Genomic DNA, 19,881 nt, shown 5'->3' with positions numbered 1-19,881 from the left:
GCGCGGATGGTATCCGATTTGCCGGATGATTCCCGCTGTGCGGGGCCTACTTCGCAGCGGTGAAGGTGACCTCGGAGATCGTGCTCTTGTGGCCGCCGCCGCTGGTGCTCAGATCGGTGATCCACAACAACACATGCGACGTGCCACCGTCGGCCTCGACCGGAATCTCGGTCGCGCCCGAATCGAGTGTGGCAGAACCGATCACCTGGGTCTGATCAAGAGACGACTGAGCCGACGGCGCACTGCGCACCTCGAGCACCGTTCCGGGCGAATCCGTCGTGACGGTCACCGACGACAGCGTGGAAGTGTCGGCGAGTGTGACCAGCAGGCCCACACCGTTCTTGAGCGACGGGAACGGATCGAAGTAGGCGTCGGTGCTCCACTCGGTGCTCGGATCGCCGTCGATGGCCTGCGATGCGGTCGCCGGAGAATCGGGGGTGCCCTGCGGAGAGAACACCGTAACCGACGTCGCGGCGACCGGTCCGGCGGCCACCGGAGCAATCGGTGCCGCGGATTCTGCACCTTCACCCGAGCCCGCGGTCACCGGAGCCTCGGACGTCGGGGTGAGCCCGAATTCCTGACTGGTCAACGGCGCATCGTTGGTATCGCCGGCAAGAAGATTGGTGATCCACCAGCCGATCAACGCGAGGATGATCACGGTGACGATGCCGAGTCCGACGAGCGCCATGAGCATCCGCTCGGAATGCTTCTTCTTCTGCGCGAGCGCTTCCGGATCGGCGAGGGCATGGTTCTCCGCGGCTGCCGTTCGTTGTCCGAGTCGCAGCGCGGGGATCATGTCGGTCTTCTGGTCGACCACCGACGCCTGGTCGAGGATGTGCTGCACCGTCGCGGCCGTCCGGATACCACCGTCGGTGGACAGCGCACGCACCGCGACCGCGGAGATTTCGAAGGGGACATCCGGACGGATCGCGCGAGGTTCGACGGGAACACCGTCGGGACCGCGCTCCGCGATCGGCATTCCGCCGACCGTGCCACCACTGCGCGCCGGAGCTGCCTTGGGGGCACCCGGGTTACCGGGTTCGTCGATCGGCCACCGGCCGGTGATCAGCCCGTACAGGGTCGCGCCGAGGCCGTGGACGTCGGAGATCGCGTCGGCGTCGGAGAAGGTGGCAGGGAACGCGAGCACCGCGTCGCCCGCGACACTGATGCGGATCCGGTCGGGGTGATCGATCGACAATGCGCTGCCACCGCGGTGGGTGGCTTCGGCTGCCGCGGCAAGCGCGCGCACGGCACGAGCCGCGCCGATCGGTGACGGCTCGGTGGTCGACATTTCCTTCAGCGACCGACCCGGGGTCCACTCGGCGACCACGATGCCGCCCGAGCTACCACGGACGACGTCGAGCACTCGTGCGAGACCCGGCGAGTTGATGCGTCCGAGTCGGAGCGAGCGGGACAGCACGGCCTGAGGAGAATCTGGTCCGCTCGCATCGGCGGCTCGCTGGTCGGCGTCGACGAACGTCAGAGCCACTTCGCGGTCGAGCTTGACGTCGAGCGCCTGCCAGAATCGCAGTCCCCGTGCACCTCCGTGTGGAGCAAGCAGCCGATAGCGTCCTCCCGCGACCGATGCGCCCGCGATGAGCTCGGGTCCGCGCATCGTGCGACGAGGTGCGCTGCCCGACACCCGAACCGGCGGCAGCTGCGGCGAACCGATCGGGATGACACCCGTGTCGGTGTGGGGATCGCGCGGCCGTCCGGCATCCGGGTTCCGGGCCTCGGGCGCGGAGGTACGGTTTGCGGCGCCCGTCGAACCGGCGGCGGCCTTCGAGCTTTCGGCAGCGGAGCCGGTGTTGTTCCGGTTCGCTGAATCGAGCGCGGACTTGCCGGCAGCGTGGTCGTCGCTCACCCTTACTCCTTCGTTGTCGACTCGTCCGCCATCTGTACGGAGGCGGGGATCGCCGGGAGCCACGAAGTATCGCGGTCCACGCCGCCCGGGTCGAATCTGTTGACCAGGGTACGGGAGTTGCGCCCGACGATCGACGGGACGGGGCAAGTCCCGAACCGCGGGAATGACCTCTGTGATCGCGTCATACGGCCCGACTCCGTACTCCCCGTAGTCGATACGTGGGAGCACAACGGTGCGCTCCACATCGGTTTCGGGATAGTCGTAGCGGCGAGGGGCGGGGAGTGGCCCGGTCGGCGGCGGTGACGTCGGGAGAGCGCCGGCAGGTCCCGGCGTGTCGTCCGGTGCGGCGCCGCGCAGCGCACCTACCTTGCGCCGGATCATGGCTTCGATCGACAGGATCTCCGGAACCTTCAGCAACCACATGCCTACGAGGGCGACCAGGACCATCAGGACACCGGTGATGCCGACCTGCACAAAGGAACCGAGCCCGCCGAACCGCTCACTCAGTGCGTCGAGCTGGAGCAGTGTGTCGGCGAGCAACACCACAGCGGCAGCGGCGGCCGACGCGAACACCACGTGCCAAACAGTCCGCCCGACATTCGCCATCTGCAGGTTGCCGAGTGTGCGATGCAGCAGGAATCCGCCGATGAACGCACCGACGGTGAAGGCAATACCCGTTGCGACCCCGAGGAAGACGACGACCTGACTGCCGTTGCTCGCGATGACCGGTGCCAGCGCCGACAACCCGATCTTGACAGCGGTGATGCCCAGAATGATCCATGTGGGCGTCCACGCCTGCTCTCTCGCATAGAACACGCGGAGATGGATCAGCACGAGCGAATACGGGATGAGCGTGAACGCAGACCAGCTCACCGCGCGACCGAGCAGCTCGGCATTGCCGCTGCCGAAGTTTCCGTAGCCGTACAGCGCTTCGCCGATCTGGGGTCCGGCGATCGTGAGGAAGGTGACGATGGGGATGAGCGAGATCATCGTCAGGCGTGTCGCGACAGAAAGATCGTCGACGACGGCGGGCGTGTCACCGTCGGCGGCGTTTCGGCTCAGTCTCGGCATGATCGCGGTGAGCACGGTGACGCCCAGCACGCCGTAGGGCAGCTGCAGGAGCAGCCACGCATTGTTGTAGATGGCGGGGCCTGCTTCGTCGGCGCCCGACGACACCCGTGTCGCGAAGACCATGCCGGCCTGGCTGATCAGTACGTACATGATGATCGCCGCGGCCATGCCGCCGAATTGGCGGAGCCGGTCGTCGAGCCCCCACAGGGGCTTGAGGTTGACGCCTTCCCTGCGCAGCGCGGGGACCAGACTCATGGCCTGAGTGACGACACCGAGCAGCACGCCGATCCCGAGGACCAGCAGTTTCGGATCGCTCATTCGTACCGGGTCGAGAGTGATCTCGCCCGGCATCAGGTAGTACAGAACGAGCACGGACAGCACGACGATATTGTTGAGCACCGGCGCCCACGCGCCGGGCTTGAACACTTGCCGGGTGTTGAGGATGCCTGTGAACAGGCCTGACATCCCGTAGAACACGATCGCGGGCAACAGCAGATACGACAGCGCCGTGGTCAGCGACGTCGAGACCTCCCCCGAATCGTCGAGGAAGACGTGTGTCGTCAGAAGCGGGGCCGCTGCGACGGCAAGCACCGTCGCGGTGCCGAGGAGCACCAGCGCGGCAGTGAACAACCGCCGGATGAAGGCCTCACCGCCGTCGGGATCCTCCCGTTCGGCGCGGACGAGAACCGGCACCACGATCGAGGTGAGCACGGCTCCGAGCACGAGCTCGGAGATCATGTTCGGGATCTGGTGAGCGACCGTGAACGAGCTCGCGACCCCGGCGCCGAGCAACGTGAGGATGAGGAGCTGCTTGAGGAAGCCCGTGATGCGACTGATCAGGGTGGCGATCGCGATCGACCCGGTCGCGGCGAGCAGGCTCTGCGCCCTGCCGGATCGAGGCGCCCCGGTGAGGTCGGGAGACGTCGTCGGACCCGTGAGATCCGGGGAGCTCGTCGGTCCCTGATGCTCCCTCGTCGGTCCCTGATGGTCACTGCGACCGGTGGTGCCCCCGGTACCGGTGCGGGTGGGGTTCCCGGTCATTTCTCTCCCAATCGTTCATCGGCCGGATCCGGCTCCCCCCGGAACCTGTGCAGAAGTCTCCGCCCCGCCAGGAACAACAGGAGTGCTCCCGCACAGCCTGTGACGATGGCGAGGATCTGGCCGTACGCATTGGAACGTACCGTGACCTGCGTGGGGCTGCCGAGTGACAGACCGGACTCGGTCGTGAGCGCGAACTCGACCTCGATCTTTCTCGAGTCGCTGATCTCGGCAGGCACCGTGAGGGTGCGGCTCCCTCTCGGCGGCAGCTGGGTGGGGCCGATGTCGGTGATGTCCATTGCGGCGGGCACGTCGACATGCAACCGGACGGTGATGCCCACCGGGAGATCGTTGCGGGCCACGAGCAGCAGCGGGCTCTGCTCCGACGTGAGAGTGAAGACGCCGCCCGGCGCGAGCACCGTGACCGAGTCGAACATCCGATCGACGGCCTCACGCACTTCCGTCGCTCGCAGTTCGGCGGCTGCGGCGGCCGCATCCGGATCGGTGCCGCGCCGCCCGGCCAGCGTCATCGAGCGCAGCATGTCGTTCCGCAGCGGCGCGGTGAACGCACTCGGGGTGAGCTGGGCCTGCGGGTCTTCGACGAAGGCATTCTCCAGCCCGTCGAGACGCGGCATCTGTGCGGATGCCTCGTGAACCACCGACGCGGGCGCACCGTCGGTGATCGCCTGTTCCGGATACGTCAGCAGTGACGTGACCGGGTCGCTGCCGGTCGCAGCGGCGGCAGAGAGCATCGACTGGAACGGCTGCGCCGTTGCGAGTCCTGATTTCATCAGGGTCGACACCATGGACAGGGCCCGGGCAGCATCGTCGGCGGATACGGACCACACCTGTGGCGGCGCGAGCACCAGCGAATCCGGCCCGGCCGATGATGCCGACTCCGACGACGAATTCAGGGCTGGCCAGGCGATGGCGCCGAGCGCGTCCTGGAGTCGGGCAGTCGTCGAATCGTCGGTGAGTGTGTAGCGCGACGATTCGGGCACGTACGAGGGTGTCTGCGGATCGTCGCCCATGGCAGCGAGTGCAGCACCCGCGGCACTGTCGAACAGGCCCGCTGTGAGTCCGTCCACGCCGCTGATGCGGACACCCGACGCGCCGGCATCGGTCTTCTGCACGGCGTCGTCGGCGAGCAACGCGGTCACCGGACCGTTCGCCGCGATCATCGTTCCTGCTTTTTCGGTGAGCACGCCGGAGTCGGGCCAGACCACCGAGCCAACGGAAGAGATACCCAGGGTCGTGTCGATGATCTCGGTGGGCGAGGTGAGCGCGGATTCGATCAGTGATGCATCGCCGGTCTCGGCGAGCGCCGTGAGGTCTGCCTGGGCATACGGCACGGCGGTTGTGCACATCCGCGCCGAGAGGGCCCGCAACCGCTCGAGCCATGAGATTGCCGCGCCGGTGCCCGTGCCGGGCTCTGCGACGCCGATCGGGTCGGCGGGATCGGCAACCACCAGATAGTCGCGTGTCATGTTCGCGACCGTGACCAGCAGGTCCGGGTCGATCGCGAGACACATTGCGTCGCCGACCTGCTGCTCGTTCTGCACGACCTCTTCTGCGACACGGAGCAACCCGTCGAGGCGACCGCCTTCGGCCAGCGAGGTTGCAAGATCGTCGTCGACGAGACGGACCGGATCGGTTGCCGATCCGGGTACTCCCGCTGCTATCCGGGGTCGATCGGCGAGTGGCCAGAGCACGGTGGTCGGGACGGGCGTCGATCCCTCGGGCGCTATCGCGGGGAATTCCTTCTCCCCGGCTTCGGCGGACGTTTCCCCGAGCGAGGTAGCGCCGCTCGTGTCGGTGCTCTCATCGGTGCCGGTGCCGACCTCGTCCGCGGCGGGCACCCCCAGGACAGGAAGCAGGAACCGGGCGTCGTCGAGGCGCGCCTGGCCGCCGTATTCGGGGACACCGTTGACGTTGACGAGCAGCGGGTACACACCCGGCTCGGTGATGTCGAGGGAGGGGACGAGATCGGAGCGAAGCGGCAGTTCGAGAGTGAATTCCTCGGTGTCTCCCTGCCCGATACGATCGCTGACCACCTCGAACTCCCCGACCGTGTCGTATCCGGCCTGATCAAGGGTCAATGCGCTGCGTAGGGTCGCTGAATCCGCGACGGCCTGTGCACGCTGCAGGCGCACCCAGACGTCTTCGACATCGCGATCGCCGATGTTGGTGACAGTGCCGGTCACCGACACGACCGGACCGCTGGTCAGGGACACCGCCGACGGGGTGACCTGGTCGATGTCGAGGCGGAGGAACTGTGGTTCGTCGGTCGTCTGGGCAATTGCGGAGCCGGGGACCGGCCCGACCAGAGCTACGAGGGCCAGCGCAATCGCAGCGAGGACCGCGGCGCAGGCCCGTGAGAACACCACCGTCATCCGAGCGCGGCCCCCGGATCGTCGGCGTCCTTCAGCCAGGCGGGGTCGATGTCGGCGATGAGCTGATCGGCGATATCGGCGAGTTTCCGCTCGTCCGCGTACGCGAGCCGCGTCCGCAATTCGGTCAGTGGGACCCAGGCAACCTCGGTGACCTCGATGTCGGCGTCGGAGAGCTCACCTCCGAGATAACGGAGCAGATAATGATGAACGGTCTTGTGGACTCGTCGTCCTTCCGTCACGAACCAGTAGTCGATGCTGCCGAGCTCGGCGAGGACCTTGCTGCGCACGCCGGTCTCCTCGTGGACTTCGCGCATAGCGGTTTCTTCCGCTGTCTCACCCTTCTCGATGTGGCCCTTCGGCAGCGACCACAGCAGGCGTCCGCGGCGGTCGGTGCGACCGATCAGTGCAGCGCACAGTTGGTCGGTCGGGCCGCCGAGTCCGTCGACGACGAGACCACCGGCGGAGGTCTCCCGCACGGTGCGCATCCGCGCGTGCGGCGTCGAAGCCGCAGCCGCGGCACCCCCCCGCACAGGTGGTTTGCCGCCCGAACCACGCCGCCGCGGATTGCGGCGGTTGCGGTTGGCACGTTCTGCGGGCGACACCTGATCGATAGTAGTTGTAACGGCCACCGTGCTGTTTCAACCGCGGGTCCGGTTCAACCACACGTCGGTGCCTGTCCGACCAGGAGCACGGGCAGCTCGGTAAAGTCCGGAGGCGTGAACTCTCCCACCGCGGACGCCGATCGCCGCGCCCGACTGCTCGCAAGCGCCGACTCGACGCTGCGTGCACTCTCGGATGTCCTGGCTCCTCTCGGGGCACGTTTCGCCGAGGCGGGCCACGAGCTGTACCTGGTGGGAGGCAGTGTTCGCGATGCCGTGCTGGGGAGATTGGGCACCGACCTCGACTTCACCACCGACGCCCGCCCCGAACTCGTGCAGGAACTTCTTCGCGGTTGGGCCGACCATCAGTGGGACACCGGAATCGACTTCGGAACGGTGAGCGCGTCGAAGGGCCCCGAACAGATCGAGATCACCACCTTCCGCAGCGACGCGTACGACCGTGTGACCCGCCATCCCATCGTCAAGTACGGCACCCGGCTCGAGGACGATCTGGTGCGCCGTGACTTCACCGTCAACGCGATGGCAGTCCGGATCGGCCCCGACGGTGCCGGCGAGTTCGTCGACCCACTCGGCGGGATGGACGCGCTGGTCGCGGGAGTGCTCGACACTCCGGCGCGGCCCGAGGACTCCTTCCACGACGATCCGCTGCGGATGCTGCGCGGCGCACGTTTCGTCTCGCAGCTCGGATTCACCCTCACCGAGCGGGTGCACACGGCGATCGTCGAGATGGCCGACGAGATCCTGCGGATCAGCGCCGAACGCGTCCAGGCCGAACTCGACAAACTCATTCTCGGTACCTACCCCATCGAGGGCATCGATGTGATGGTCGAAACGGGACTGGCGCAGCGCGTGCTTCCCGAGATCCCGGCGATGAAACTCGAAATCGACGAGCATCACCAGCACAAGGACGTGTACTGGCATTCGCTCACCGTTCTGAAACAGGCGATCGACCTCGAAGACGGCGACCCGGATCTGGTGCTGCGCTGGGCAGCGCTCCTGCACGACATCGGTAAGCCGGGCACCAAACGCAATGAGCCGGGCGGCGGGGTGAGCTTCCACCACCACGAGGTGGTCGGCGCGAAGCTCGTCCGCAAGCGGATGCGAGCGCTGAAGTACTCGAAGCAGATGGTCGAGGACGTGGGGCAGCTCGTGTTCTTGCATCTGCGGTTCCACGGATACGGCAAGGGACAGTGGACGGACTCGGCGGTGCGTCGCTACGTGCACGATGCCGGGCACCTTCTCCCGAAGCTCCACAAGCTCGTGCGTGCCGACTGCACCACCCGAAACAAGCGCAGGGCCGCATCGTTGCAGGCCACCTACGACGATCTCGAGCAGCGCATCGCCGTGATCGCCGAGCAGGAGGATCTGGCACGGGTCCGTCCGGATCTCGACGGCAACGCGATCATGGAACTGCTCGGGATCCCCGCAGGGCCCCAGGTCGGTAAGGCGTGGAAGTTCCTCAAGAACCTGCGCCTCGACCGCGGGCCGCTCGATCGGGACGAGGCCGAGGCCGAGCTCCTGAAATGGTGGGATCAGCAACCGAAGGCGTGAGTGTTTCCGGCTCCTCACACAGTTTGTGCGGACTCGTGAGCCAGATGTCACAGCGTGCTCACCGCGTTTGATCCTCCCGCAACACCGTGTCCGCAGCATGGACACCGGGCCATTCACGAGACGGTCCGGGCAGGAGCTGGAAATGCAGGACGCGAGCGCGTTGGTGAGAACCGCCTGCTCGTATTGCGGCGTGGGATGCGGGATGGTCCTCGAGGTCGGCGTCGACCCGAGCACCGGGACTCGCCGTGTGCTCGACGCATACGGAGACAAGGAACACCCCACCAACCGGGGCCGTCTGTGCACGAAAGGCGCGACGAGCGCCGCGATGCTCGCCGGAGGTGGCCGACTCGAGACCGCGCGTGTACGCCCGGAACGCGGTGCCGATCACGCCCCGGTGGCGCTGGAGACCGCGATTTCGGACACCGCGCGTCGCCTGAACGCCATCATCGACGAACACGGTCCCGACGCCGTCGCGATCTACGTGTCGGGGCAGATGTCTCTCGAGTCGCAGTACCTGGCCAACAAACTCGCGAAGGGCTTCATCGGCACCAACGGGATCGAATCGAACTCGCGATTGTGCATGGCAGGCGCAGGCACCGGTTACAAGCAGTCGCTGGGATCGGACGGACCACCCGGCTCGTACGAGGACTTCGACCACGCCGACGTGTTCTTCGTGATCGGTTCCAACATGGCCGATTGCCATCCGATCCTGTTTCTGCGGATGATGGATCGTGTCAAGGCCGGGGCGAAGTTGATCGTCGTCGACCCACGCCGCACAGCGACTGCCGACAAGGCCGACCTGTTCCTGCGGATCTCCCCCGGCACCGATCTCGCCCTACTCAACGGCCTGCTGCACCTCATCGTCGAAAACGGTCACGTAGATCGGAAGTTCATCGACGATCACACCGATGGCTGGGCCGCGATGGAAGAATTCCTCGCCGACTATCCGCCGGAGGCAGTCGCACAGGTCACGGGAATCGACGAAGGTGACATCCGGACCGCGGCGCAGTGGATCGGTGAAGCAGGCAATTGGATGAGCTGCTGGACCATGGGGCTCAACCAGAGCATCCACGGCACGTGGAACACAAACGCGATCTGCAATCTCCATCTCGCGACCGGTGCGATCTGCCGGACCGGCAGCGGCCCGTTCTCCCTCACCGGCCAGCCCAATGCCATGGGCGGACGCGAAATGGGTTACATGGGACCGGGTCTGCCAGGTCAGCGCAGTGTGCTCTCGGAGGCGGATCGCGTGTTCGTCGAAGAACAGTGGGGCCTCCCCCGCGGCACGTTGCGGACCGAGGTGGGGACCGGCACGATCGACATGTTCGAAAAGATGGCTGCCGGGGGGATCAAGGCCTGCTGGATCATCTGCACCAACCCCGTAGCGACCGTCGCCAACCGCAAGACCGTTCTCGAGGGTCTCGAGAAGGCCGAACTCGTAATCCTGCAGGACAGTTTCGCCGAAACGGAAACCGCCGATTACGCAGATATCCTGCTTCCCGCCGCACTGTGGTCCGAATCAGACTACGTGACAATAGGTTCTGACCGAACACTCAATCTCATCGGTCAGGCCGTCGATCCGATCGGCGACGCTGTTCCCGACTGGGAGATCATTGCCCGGGTCGCCACCGCGATGGGATTCGGCAGCGCCTTCGACTACTCGAGTGCCGACGAGATCTTCGAGGAGATCGTCGGGTTCGCGAACCCGGACACCGGATACGACCTGCGTGGAGTGACCTACGACCGGTTGCGCCGGACGCCGGTGCAGTGGCCGTGCCCGCCCGGAGGAGCCGCGCGCAATCCCATCCGCTATCTCAACGACGGCACCGTCCGGCCGCAGCTCGTCCGCGATGACGGCACCGCACCCCGATACGTGTTCGCCACCCCGGACGGACGGGCCCGCTTCTTCCCGCGTCCGTACGCGCCTGCCGCCGAACTGCCCGACGACGACTACCCACTGATCCTCAATACCGGACGGGTCCAGCATCAATGGCACACCCTGACGAAGACCGGACGGGTCGCCAAGCTCAACAAGCTGGAGCCCGGCCCGTTCGTCGAAGTGAACCCGTACGACGCGCAGCGACTGGCGATCACCGACGGAGATCGCGTCGAGATCACCTCGCGTCGTGGACGTGCGGTGCTTCCCGCGGTGGTCACCGACCGCGTGGGCCCGGGCAACTGCTTCGCACCGTTCCATTGGAACGACAAGTTCGGCGAGGACCTCGCGATCAACGCCGTGACCAACGACGCAACCGATCCCCTATCTCACCAGCCCGAATTCAAGGTGTGTGCTGTCGCGTTGGCGAAGGTGGACTCGCCGGAACAGGTCATCGACGACCCCGCAGGTCGTGTCGCGTCGGCGATCGGTCTCGATATCGAGGCGCCTCCGCTCGATGAGACCGAACGAATCTACCTGTCCGGCATGCTCGCAGGAATTCGTTCGAGTGATTTCGGCGGTGTCCCGGTGCTGCCTGCATCGGCGCCGTTCTCTGCGTCGACGCGCACATGGATCGAGGGTCTGCTGGCAGGAGCCTTGTCGCGAGGGCCCGAGTCCACCGATCCTGCCGGCGAAAGCGAAGGGACACCCGTCGTCGTCGCGTGGGCGTCGCAGACCGGCAACGCCGAGGAGTTCGCCGGAACGTGCGCCGCACGCCTCCGAGTTGCAGGCTGCGCAGTGCGGTCGATGTCGTTGAACGATTTGGGCGTTGCAGGCCTGATCGATGTCCCGAATCTGCTTGTCGTCGCGAGCACGTTCGGCGACGGCGACGCTCCCGACAACGGCAGCACCTTCTTCGCGGCGTTGACCCGCGACGACGCTCCCGATCTCGCGGGAATGCGGTATGCGATTCTTGCGTACGGTGATTCGAGTTTCGACGACTTCTGCGGATTCGGCAGAAAGCTCGATGAGCGGCTGGCCGAGCTCGGCGCAACCGCTCTCGTCTCCCGCGTCGACTGCGAGCCCGACTACGAGGCGCGGTCGGCGCAGTGGCTCAGCGAGATCGAGCTGCACTTCGATGGCGCTCCGGGACGTGCAGGGCCTGCTGCCGCACCGGTACCGGCAGCACCGTCCTACTCGCGAAAATCGCCGCTGATCACGCGGCTCACTCGCAATACCTGCCTCAGTGGTGCGGGTTCGTCCAAGGAGGTGCGTCAGTTCGGATTCGAACTGTTCGATCCTGCGTTCGAATACAGCGCGGGCGATGCACTCGGTGTGGTGCCCACCAATCGTCCGGACACCGTGGACGAATGGCTTCAGGTCACCGTTCTCGACGCGGAGGCACCCACCGAGATCCCGGGACTCCCGACGATCCCGCTGCGCGAAGCCGCGACACGGCACCTCGATATCACCCGGGTGACACCGGACCTGCTGAAGTTCGTGCAATACCAGACCGGAAGCGCCGAACTCGCGAAACTTCTCCGCCCCGGCAACAAGCTCGAACTGCAGCGTTGGCTGTGGGGTAAGCAGGCGATGGACGTCATCGCCGAATATCCTTTCAAAGCACCCCTGGACGAATGGCTGCCGTTGCTCGAACGTCTCCAGCCCCGCATGTATTCGATCTCGTCGAGCCCCAAGGTGAATCCTCGTGAAGTGCAGTTGACCGTGTCGGTGGTGCGGTACGACAACGCGGGTCGTGGCCGCGCAGGGGTGTGCTCGAGTTTCCTCGCCGACCACAGCAAGGGCGTAGACATCCCGATTTTCGTGCAGCGCAGCAACCACTTCCGGCCGCCCTCGTCGCCGGACACACCGATGATCATGGTGGGTCCGGGGACGGGGATCGCGCCGTTTCGTGCCTTCCTCCACGACCGTCGAGAGTCCGGACACACGGGACGTAACTGGCTGTTCTTCGGCGACCAGCGAATCGAGACCGATTACCTGTACCGCGATGAGATCGAGGCGATGCATTCGGACGGATTCCTCACCGGGCTCGACCTCGCCTTCTCCCGTGATCAGCGACAGAAGATCTACGTGCAGGACCGCATGCGTGAACACGGTGCGCGTCTGTGGCGCTGGCTGGAGGACGGTGCCCACTTCTACGTCTGTGGTGATGCCGCCCGGATGGCGAAAGACGTGGACACCGCTCTGCGCGACGTGGTGCAGGCCCACGGCCGGCTCGACCAGGACCAGGCGACTGCGTATATCGACGGGCTCATCGCGCAGAAGCGTTATGTGCGCGACGTGTACTGAACGAATCCCGATTTCCTGACCAAGATCGGCGCGTTTCCCGCGAGCGGCGTGCGATCCGTCTACAGTCCACCCAGGAATGTTTGTGCCACAGAATGCTTGTCACACACGGTGGTCCGGGGAGGGATTGCAGTGGAGCTCGGGCTCTCGGACGTCTCACAGGAAGTTTCCACGGGGTTGCTACCCGAATGGAACGAGGTGGACTCGCTCGTCGAGGCTGCCCATCGACGCTACCGGACCCTCGGAGACGGTGCGGTGGCCGACTACATTCCGGCGCTTGCCGAGGCGGACCCGGATCGATTCGGTGTGTGCGTGGTGGGCACGGACGGTGGTGTTCATTCGTCGGGCGATACGCGCATCGAGTTCTCGATCCAGTCGATCTCCAAGGCATTCGTCTACGCCCTGGTATGCCAGGAGCTCGGTCACGAGCTCGTTCGCGAACGCGTCGGGGTGAACAACTCCGGGGCCGCCTTCAACTCGGTTATCGCGATCGAGCTCAACGACGGGCACCCGATGAACCCCATGGTCAATGCGGGGGCCATAGCAACGACAGCGCTCGTGCCCGGTGCTTGCGCAGATGAACGATGGGAAGCCGTCCTGACGGGGTTGTCCGAGTTCGCGGGGCGCCGACTGGAAGTGGACGAGGTCGTCTACAGGTCCGAAGCCGAATCGAATCAGCGCAACCGCGCCATTGCGCAGTTGCTCGCGAGCTACGGACGTGTCGAGCTCGATCCCGACGAGGTGGTCGAGGTGTACACGAAGCAGTGTTCATTGAACGTCGATGCTCGCGACCTCGCTGTCATGGGCGCAACCCTCGCGGACGGGGGCGTCAATCCTCTTACCGGTAGACGAGTGGTGCCGCCCGGCGTGTGTCGTGACACGCTCGCGGTTCTGTCTGCGACGGGCCTGTACGAGCGTTCCGGTGAGTGGCTTTTCGAGATCGGATTGCCTGCCAAGTCCGGCGTCGCGGGCGGCATCGTGTCGATTGCGCCCGGCAAGTGCGGAATCGGGGTGTTCTCACCGCGCCTGGACTCCGCGGGCAACAGTGTTCGAGGGCAGCGGGCTACCGGTTATCTGTCGAGGGTGCTGGGATTGAACATCTTTGCTTCCGCCGCACATTCTCCACGGAAGGGGCTCTTGTGATGAGTACCGGACAGGACACCGTGAGCGTCGAAGAGCGCAAGTCGTGGCTGCCGATGATCGGTTTGTTCCTCGGCCAGATCCTGATGTCGTTCAACGTCGCTGCGCTACCTGTGTCGATCGGAGGCATGGTCGACGACTTCGGCGCACCGCCGACCGCGGTGAGCACCGCCATCGTCATGTACGGGATCGGTGTGGCCGCGCTGGTGATGCTCGGCGCGAAACTCGGTCAGCGTTTCGGGTGGGTCCTGGTGTTCCGCATCGTGGTTGTCGTATTCGGCGGTGCGTCGTTGATGATGATCCTCGCGCCGACGGTGGAGTTCGTCATTGCCGCGCAGACGCTCGCGGGGGTTTCTGCAGCCATCATCGTGCCTGCGCTCGTCGCGTTGATCGCGGAGAACTATCACGGCACCCAGCAGGCGACCGCCATCGGCTCTCTCGGTTCGGCCCGCGCGTTCTCCGGGATGAGTGCGTTCCTGATCGGCGGCGCGCTCGGCGCGACCGTGGGGTGGCGGCCGGTGTTCGCGATCGTGCTGGCCATTGCGGTCGCGGTGTTCGTCTTCAGTTTCACTCTCCGCTCGGATCGGGGTAACTCGTCGGTCGAGATCGATGTCGTCGCTGCGACTCTGATCGGTGTCGCGATCGTGGTATTGACCTTGGGATTCAACAATCTCAACGGTTGGGGCCTGCTCATTGCCCGTGAGGGAGCGCCGTTCGATGTCGTCGGATTGTCGCCGGCGCCGATCCTCATCGTCCTCGGTGTCGTTCTCGGCCAGGCATTCTTGTTGTGGACCAGGCGCAGGGTGCGGGTCGGCAAGGTCCCGCTGGTCAGTCTGTCGGTGCTCGGCTCGTCGCGTGAGCGAGCGGCCCTCTACGCAATGTTCGTGGTTGTCGCGCTCGAGGCTGCGTTGAACTTCACTGTTCCGCTGTACATCCAGATCGTTCAGGGACGCTCGCCGTTCGACACCTCACTGGCGATGATGCCGTTCAATCTGACGGTGTTCGTCACGGCCACCTTGATCATCCGCTTCTACAAGCGGTTCAGCCCGAGGACCATCGGGATGTTCTCGTTCGTCCTGACCACGGTTGCGCTGGTGTGGCTTGCCTTCGTCGTGACGAACGACTGGGAAACCCTGCCGACGATAGTGGGTCTGATCGTCTTCGGTATGGGCCAGGGCGCGTTGGTCACATTGGTGTTCAACGTGCTCGTGACCTCGGCGCCGAAAGAGCTGGCCGGGGATGTGGGATCGGTTCGAGGCACGACCCAGAATCTCGCCTCCGCTGTCGGGACGGCGGTGGCGGGGGCGATGCTGGTGACGCTTCTCGGACTGAACGTCGCCCAGTCGGTGGCCAACGATGTCGAGATCCCGGAGTCCGTCGTTGCGGAGATCGACCTCGATGACATCAACTTCGTGAGCAACGACCAGCTTCGCGAAGTGCTCAGCGAGACGAGTGCCTCGCCGGAGGTGGTCGATGCGGCCGTGCAGATCAACACCGATGCCAGATTGAGGGCCCTGAAGACCGGATTGCTGATCCTCGCTGGGATCAGTGCTATTGCGATCCTCCCGGCCTCGCGGCTTCCCGCATACAAGCCGGACGAGATCCCCGACCCGAGCCCCGAATAGCGGCCGCGGCTGCGGCCACGCGTTGTAAAGTAATCCGCGCTTGTTCGTACGCAAACGCGGAAGTATCGTCCAGTTCATGACGAATGTGCGGATAAGAGACGCCGCGGCTCTCCTCGGAGTCAGCGACGACACCGTGCGTCGCTGGGTCGATCAAGGTCTGCTCTCGGCGACCAAGGACGGCTCGGGACGCAAGGTCGTCGAAGGTGGTGAACTCGCAGCCTTCGCCCGGGCACAGGCCACCGAGGCACCCGACCTGCTGGGTGTCGGAAGCTCCGCACGCAACCGGCTGGTCGGACTCGTCACGCGCGTTGTGTCCGACACGGTGATGTCGCAGGTGGAGATGCAATGCGGCCCGCACCGGATCGTCTCACTCATGAGTACCGAGGCCGTGGAAGAACTCGGTCTCGTACCGGGCAGCATCTCGGTCGCCGTCGTCAAATCCACCAACGTCATCGTCGAAACCCCCGGGGAGAACTGATGAAGATCCGCGCACTCGTCGCAGCGTCGGCGGGAATCGCCGCCGCTCTCGTCCTGACGTCCTGTGCGAACAGTGATGCCGGCAAAGAGGGCTCCGAGACCCTGACGGTGTTTGCAGCAGCATCACTGCAGTCGACATTCACCGAGCTCGGCGATCTCTTCGAAGACGCAAACCCCGGGGTGACCGTGGAGTTCTCCTTCGCCGGATCGTCGTCTCTCGTCACGCAGCTCGAAGAGGGTGCACCTGCCGACGTGTTCGCATCGGCCGACACGAAGACCATGGGTGACGCCGTCGACGCCGGACTGGTTGCGGGTGAGCCCGTAGAGTTCGCGACCAACGTCCTGACCATCGTCACCGAGCCGGGAAACCCGGAGAACATTGCCTCGTTCGCCGATCTCTCCAGGGAAGGGCTCTCTGTCGTCGTGTGTGCACCGCAGGTGCCGTGCGGGGCCGCGACCGAGCGGGTCGAGGAGGCCTCGGGAGTGGCTCTCACTCCGGTTTCGGAGGAATCCTCGGTGACCGATGTCCTCGGTAAGGTCACTTCCGGTCAGGCGGACGCGGGTCTCGTGTACGTCACCGATGCGACGAGCGCAGGCGAATCGGTGACTGCGGTTGCGTTCCCGGAGTCGTCCGGAGCCGTCAACACCTATCCGATTGCCGAGCTCGCAGCAGCCGACAATGCCGAATTGGCAGCGGAATTCGTCGACTTCGTGACCGGTGAACAGGGGCGTGCAGTTCTCGGAAACGCAGGATTCGGCGCACCGTGAGTCCCGTGCGCGCGTCCACGGGGATACCTGCGTGGATGTACGCGCCTGCCGCGGTGGGGTTGCTCTTCATCGCGGTGCCGCTGGCTGCGATGCTCCTCACTGTCGACTGGGCGAACTACCCTGAGCTGATCACATCGGAGGCGTCACTCGAGGCGCTCGAACTCAGTCTCGTGACCGCAACGTCGAGCACTGTGCTGTGTATGATCCTGGGTATACCCATGGCGCTTGTATTGGCGCGCAGCAGCATTCCCGGTCTGCGGGTGCTCCGCGCGCTGGTCTTGCTGCCGCTGGTCCTGCCACCCGTCGTCGGGGGTATCGCGCTTCTCTACACCTACGGGCGACGGGGGCTGATCGGTGAGCAACTCGAAGTGTTCGGGATCAGCATCGCCTTCTCCACCACCGCGGTGGTGGTGGCGCAGACGTTCGTGGCACTACCGTTCCTCGTGATGAGCCTCGAAGGTGCTTTGCGCACAGCGGGAAACAGGTACGAAAACGTCGCTGCCACACTCGGTGCTAGGCCCACCACCGTCTTCCGTCGCGTCACACTTCCGCTCGTGCTACCGGGGCTCGCGTCGGGTGCGGTGCTCGCATTCGCCCGTGCACTCGGTGAATTCGGCGCGACCCTCACCTTCGCGGGCAGTCTCCAGGGCACTACCCGGACGCTGCCACTCGAGATCTATCTGCGACGTGAGACAGATCCGGACGCAGCGGTGGCCCTGTCGCTGCTGCTCATCGTCGTTGCACTCGTGATCGTCGTCGCCGTGCACTCGCGACACCCGAAGGGAGGACCGGAATGAGCCGGCTGCGCGTGCACGCGAGTGTCGACGAGCGCGATTTCGAGGTCGAGCTCGACGTGGACGCGGGCAGCACTGTCGCGGTGCTCGGGCCGAACGGAGCCGGCAAATCCACGCTTCTCGGGGTGATCGCCGGATTGATCCGACCGGACCGGGGCCGAGTGGAATTGGGCGATCGCGTTCTCACCGATACGGAGGCGCGTGCAGCGGTGCCACCTCATAAACGTTCGGTCGCTCTGCTCGCCCAGCAGGCACTGCTGTTTCCGCACTTGACCGCACTCGACAACGTGGCGTTCGCACCCCGCAGTGCGGGCCGGGGGCGCAATGCTGCACGCGAGGTCGCGATGCGCTGGTTGAAGGATGTCGACGCCGTCGAATTCGCTGATCGCACACCGCATCAGCTTTCGGGTGGGCAGGCTCAGCGTATCGCTGTCGCGAGGGCATTGGCGGCAGACCCGGAACTGCTCCTACTCGACGAGCCGATGGCTGCACTCGATGTCGCAACGGCCCCTGCCGTGCGGTCGCTGTTGCGCAGGGTGCTGCGTGAAGACCGTCGTACAGCGCTGATCGTGACCCATGATCCCCTCGATGTCCTGGCACTGGCCGACCGGGTGGTAGTCGTCGACGGTGGGCGGATCGTCGAAGACGACACTGTGCAACGCGTCCTGACGCGCCCGCGCAGTGCATTTGCCGCGCGCATTGCTGGAACGAACCTGCTGGGCGGGGTCCTCGAAGCCGACGGTCTTGCCACGGAAGTGGGTCTCGTGCACGGCCTCGTCGACGACGACTGCCCCTCCGGAGCTGCGGCGGCAGCAGTGTTTCCCCCGTCCGCGGTGGCCGTCTACACCGAGCCGCCGCACGGAAGCCCGCGGAACACGCTGCGTGTCACCGTCGGTGAAATCGAGGCGAGGGGTGCGACGGTGCTGGTGCGTGCGTCGAGCGGATTGTCGGCCGAAATCACGACGGCCGCGGCCGTCGACCTGACACTCGAACCCGGAGCAACCGTGTGGTTCGTGGTCAAGGCCACCGAGATCCGGATCCACCGCGTTGTGTGATCAACTCCCGCTGTCGATCCGATAGCGCCTGATCGCAAGCACCCCGATCACACCGAGCACGTAGATCGCCGCACCGGCGACAGCAAGTGCGGGTGAACGGCCGTCCGGCGCGATGACAAATGCAGCCATTGCGAGTGCTGCGAGGAATGCGATGTTGAACACGGTGTCCTGCAACGCGAATACCTGGCCACGGCGGGCATCGTCGATGTCCATCTGCATTGCGGCGTCACCGGTGAGCTTGATCGTCTGTCCCGCGAGTCCGAGGAGGAAGGCCGCGATGAGCAGAGGTCCCTGGGCCACCGCTGTGACGAACAAGAGCTGAACCACCGCCGCGACGATCAACCCGAGGGTGACCGTGCGCGGCCGGCCGAGTCGTGGGATGAGGAACGGTGCGACGATCGCTGCCACGAGCATGCCGACTGCGGTGGCGGCGACCGCCACACCGAATCCTGCGAGCCCGCCGGGCAGTGACGTCTCCTGTTCGGTGTTGCGGAGCACGAGCACCATGATCAGCGTGTCGATACCGAAGACGATTCGGTGCGCGCCGATTCCGATCATGGCGGCGGCGACACCGGGAGCTTCCCAGACCGCTGTTGCTCCGGTCCGCAGCCCGGAGACGATGGTGTGCACCACCGCCCGGGGCCGCGCGCCGTCGGGTCCCAGTGCGTGACGTGCAAATCCGCCCGCGGCGACCGCGCCGATCACCGAACCGGACGCCCCCAGGGCGACAGCGGTACCGGAACCGAGGTCGCCTGCACCGACGAGTGCGATCGTGGTGACAGCGGCGCCGGCGCCGGCAGCCGATACGGCCGAACCTGCCGTGGCGAGAACGGAATTGACACCGACGAGCCAGGATTGGTTCACCACATGGGGAAGGGATGCCGACACCCCCGCGAGAACGAAGCGGCTCACCCCCACGGCGGCGAGGGCGAGCACCATCAATGGTGTCTGCGCTCCGCCGGTGATGAGCACGGTGGCGGCAGCGAGAATGAAGACTCCGCGCAGCGCATTGGCCCACAACAGAACCGAACGGCGGTCCCAGCGGTCGAGAAGCGCGCCTGCGAACGGGCCGATCACGGAGTACGGCAGCAGCAGAACCGCGAACCCCGCGGCGATCGCCACGGGGTCTGCGTGCCGTTCGGGATTGAACAGGATCGCTCCGCCGAGTGCGGCCTGGAACATGCCGTCGCCGAACTGGCTCGCGAAGCGCACGAGCGTCAGGCGTGCCAGTCCCGGTGATCCGCGGAGAGCGGAAACCGTCGACTGCCACGCCTGCCGCTTCGAGTCCTGCACAATTTTCGA

General features: G+C 65.6%; 12 protein-coding genes. 8 read left to right on the top strand and 4 right to left on the bottom strand.

Annotated features, from left to right (window positions below; all coding sequences use genetic code 11):
* Positions 1-46: 46 nt before the first annotated feature.
* From murJ to ACTDXD_RS10750, 3 genes are read right to left on the bottom strand one after another with little or no spacing between them, the layout of a single operon-like run.
* The gene (murJ, locus tag ACTDXD_RS10760) at positions 47-3,976 is read right to left on the bottom strand and encodes a murein biosynthesis integral membrane protein MurJ (protein ID WP_440127023.1); all 3,930 of its coding nucleotides are present in this window, start codon (positions 3,974-3,976) and stop codon (positions 47-49) included.
* Entirely contained in the window at positions 3,973-6,366 is a 2,394-nt protein-coding gene (locus tag ACTDXD_RS10755; RefSeq protein WP_440127022.1) for a glycoprotein, read from the bottom strand. The genes murJ and ACTDXD_RS10755 overlap by 4 nt, the downstream gene beginning before the upstream one ends.
* The gene (locus ACTDXD_RS10750; RefSeq protein WP_440127021.1) at positions 6,363-6,968 is read right to left on the bottom strand and encodes an NUDIX hydrolase; all 606 of its coding nucleotides are present in this window, start codon (positions 6,966-6,968) and stop codon (positions 6,363-6,365) included. Before ACTDXD_RS10750 ends, ACTDXD_RS10755 begins: the two co-directional genes overlap by 4 nt.
* Positions 6,969-7,082: 114 nt before the next feature.
* On the opposite strand from ACTDXD_RS10750, the gene ACTDXD_RS10745 reads away from it, so the two are divergent.
* The 8 genes from ACTDXD_RS10745 (at position 7,083) to ACTDXD_RS10710 (ending at position 18,579) form a co-directional block, all read left to right on the top strand.
* Positions 7,083-8,537, top strand: coding sequence for a CCA tRNA nucleotidyltransferase (locus ACTDXD_RS10745; protein ID WP_440127020.1), 1,455 nt, complete (start codon positions 7,083-7,085; stop codon positions 8,535-8,537).
* A 142-nt stretch (positions 8,538-8,679) separates the two neighbouring features.
* Positions 8,680-12,723 (top strand): molybdopterin-dependent oxidoreductase, encoded by a 4,044-nt coding sequence (locus ACTDXD_RS10740; protein WP_440127019.1) that lies wholly within the window; start codon positions 8,680-8,682, stop codon positions 12,721-12,723.
* A 129-nt stretch (positions 12,724-12,852) separates the two neighbouring features.
* Positions 12,853-13,863: a glutaminase A gene (gene glsA, locus ACTDXD_RS10735; RefSeq protein WP_440127018.1), complete on the top strand. Its 1,011-nt coding sequence runs from the start codon at positions 12,853-12,855 to the stop codon at positions 13,861-13,863.
* Positions 13,863-15,485 carry an MFS transporter gene (locus ACTDXD_RS10730; RefSeq protein ID WP_440127017.1) on the top strand — a complete coding sequence of 541 codons (1,623 nt, stop codon included), beginning with the start codon at positions 13,863-13,865 and terminating at the stop codon, positions 15,483-15,485. The genes glsA and ACTDXD_RS10730 overlap by 1 nt, the downstream gene beginning before the upstream one ends.
* Before the next feature lie 76 nt (positions 15,486-15,561).
* Positions 15,562-15,963 (top strand): TOBE domain-containing protein, encoded by a 402-nt coding sequence (locus ACTDXD_RS10725; protein WP_440127016.1) that lies wholly within the window; start codon positions 15,562-15,564, stop codon positions 15,961-15,963.
* The gene (modA, locus tag ACTDXD_RS10720) at positions 15,963-16,730 is read left to right on the top strand and encodes a molybdate ABC transporter substrate-binding protein (protein ID WP_440127015.1); all 768 of its coding nucleotides are present in this window, start codon (positions 15,963-15,965) and stop codon (positions 16,728-16,730) included. Before ACTDXD_RS10725 ends, modA begins: the two co-directional genes overlap by 1 nt.
* 35 nt (positions 16,731-16,765) lie before the next feature.
* Positions 16,766-17,527, top strand: coding sequence for an ABC transporter permease (locus ACTDXD_RS10715; protein WP_440127608.1), 762 nt, complete (start codon positions 16,766-16,768; stop codon positions 17,525-17,527).
* Complete coding sequence (locus ACTDXD_RS10710; RefSeq protein WP_440127014.1) at positions 17,524-18,579, top strand: sulfate/molybdate ABC transporter ATP-binding protein; 1,056 nt, start codon at positions 17,524-17,526, stop codon at positions 18,577-18,579. Before ACTDXD_RS10715 ends, ACTDXD_RS10710 begins: the two co-directional genes overlap by 4 nt.
* Here ACTDXD_RS10710 and ACTDXD_RS10705 read toward each other — a convergent pair whose 3' ends face one another.
* Positions 18,580-19,872 (bottom strand): MFS transporter, encoded by a 1,293-nt coding sequence (locus tag ACTDXD_RS10705; RefSeq protein ID WP_440127013.1) that lies wholly within the window; start codon positions 19,870-19,872, stop codon positions 18,580-18,582.
* Positions 19,873-19,881: the final 9 nt, after the last annotated feature.

The sequence above is a fragment of the Rhodococcus sp. SJ-3 genome (assembly GCF_051918125.1).
Taxonomy (GTDB): domain Bacteria; phylum Actinomycetota; class Actinomycetes; order Mycobacteriales; family Mycobacteriaceae; genus Rhodococcus.
This window is presented reverse-complemented; position numbering and strand designations above follow the sequence as displayed.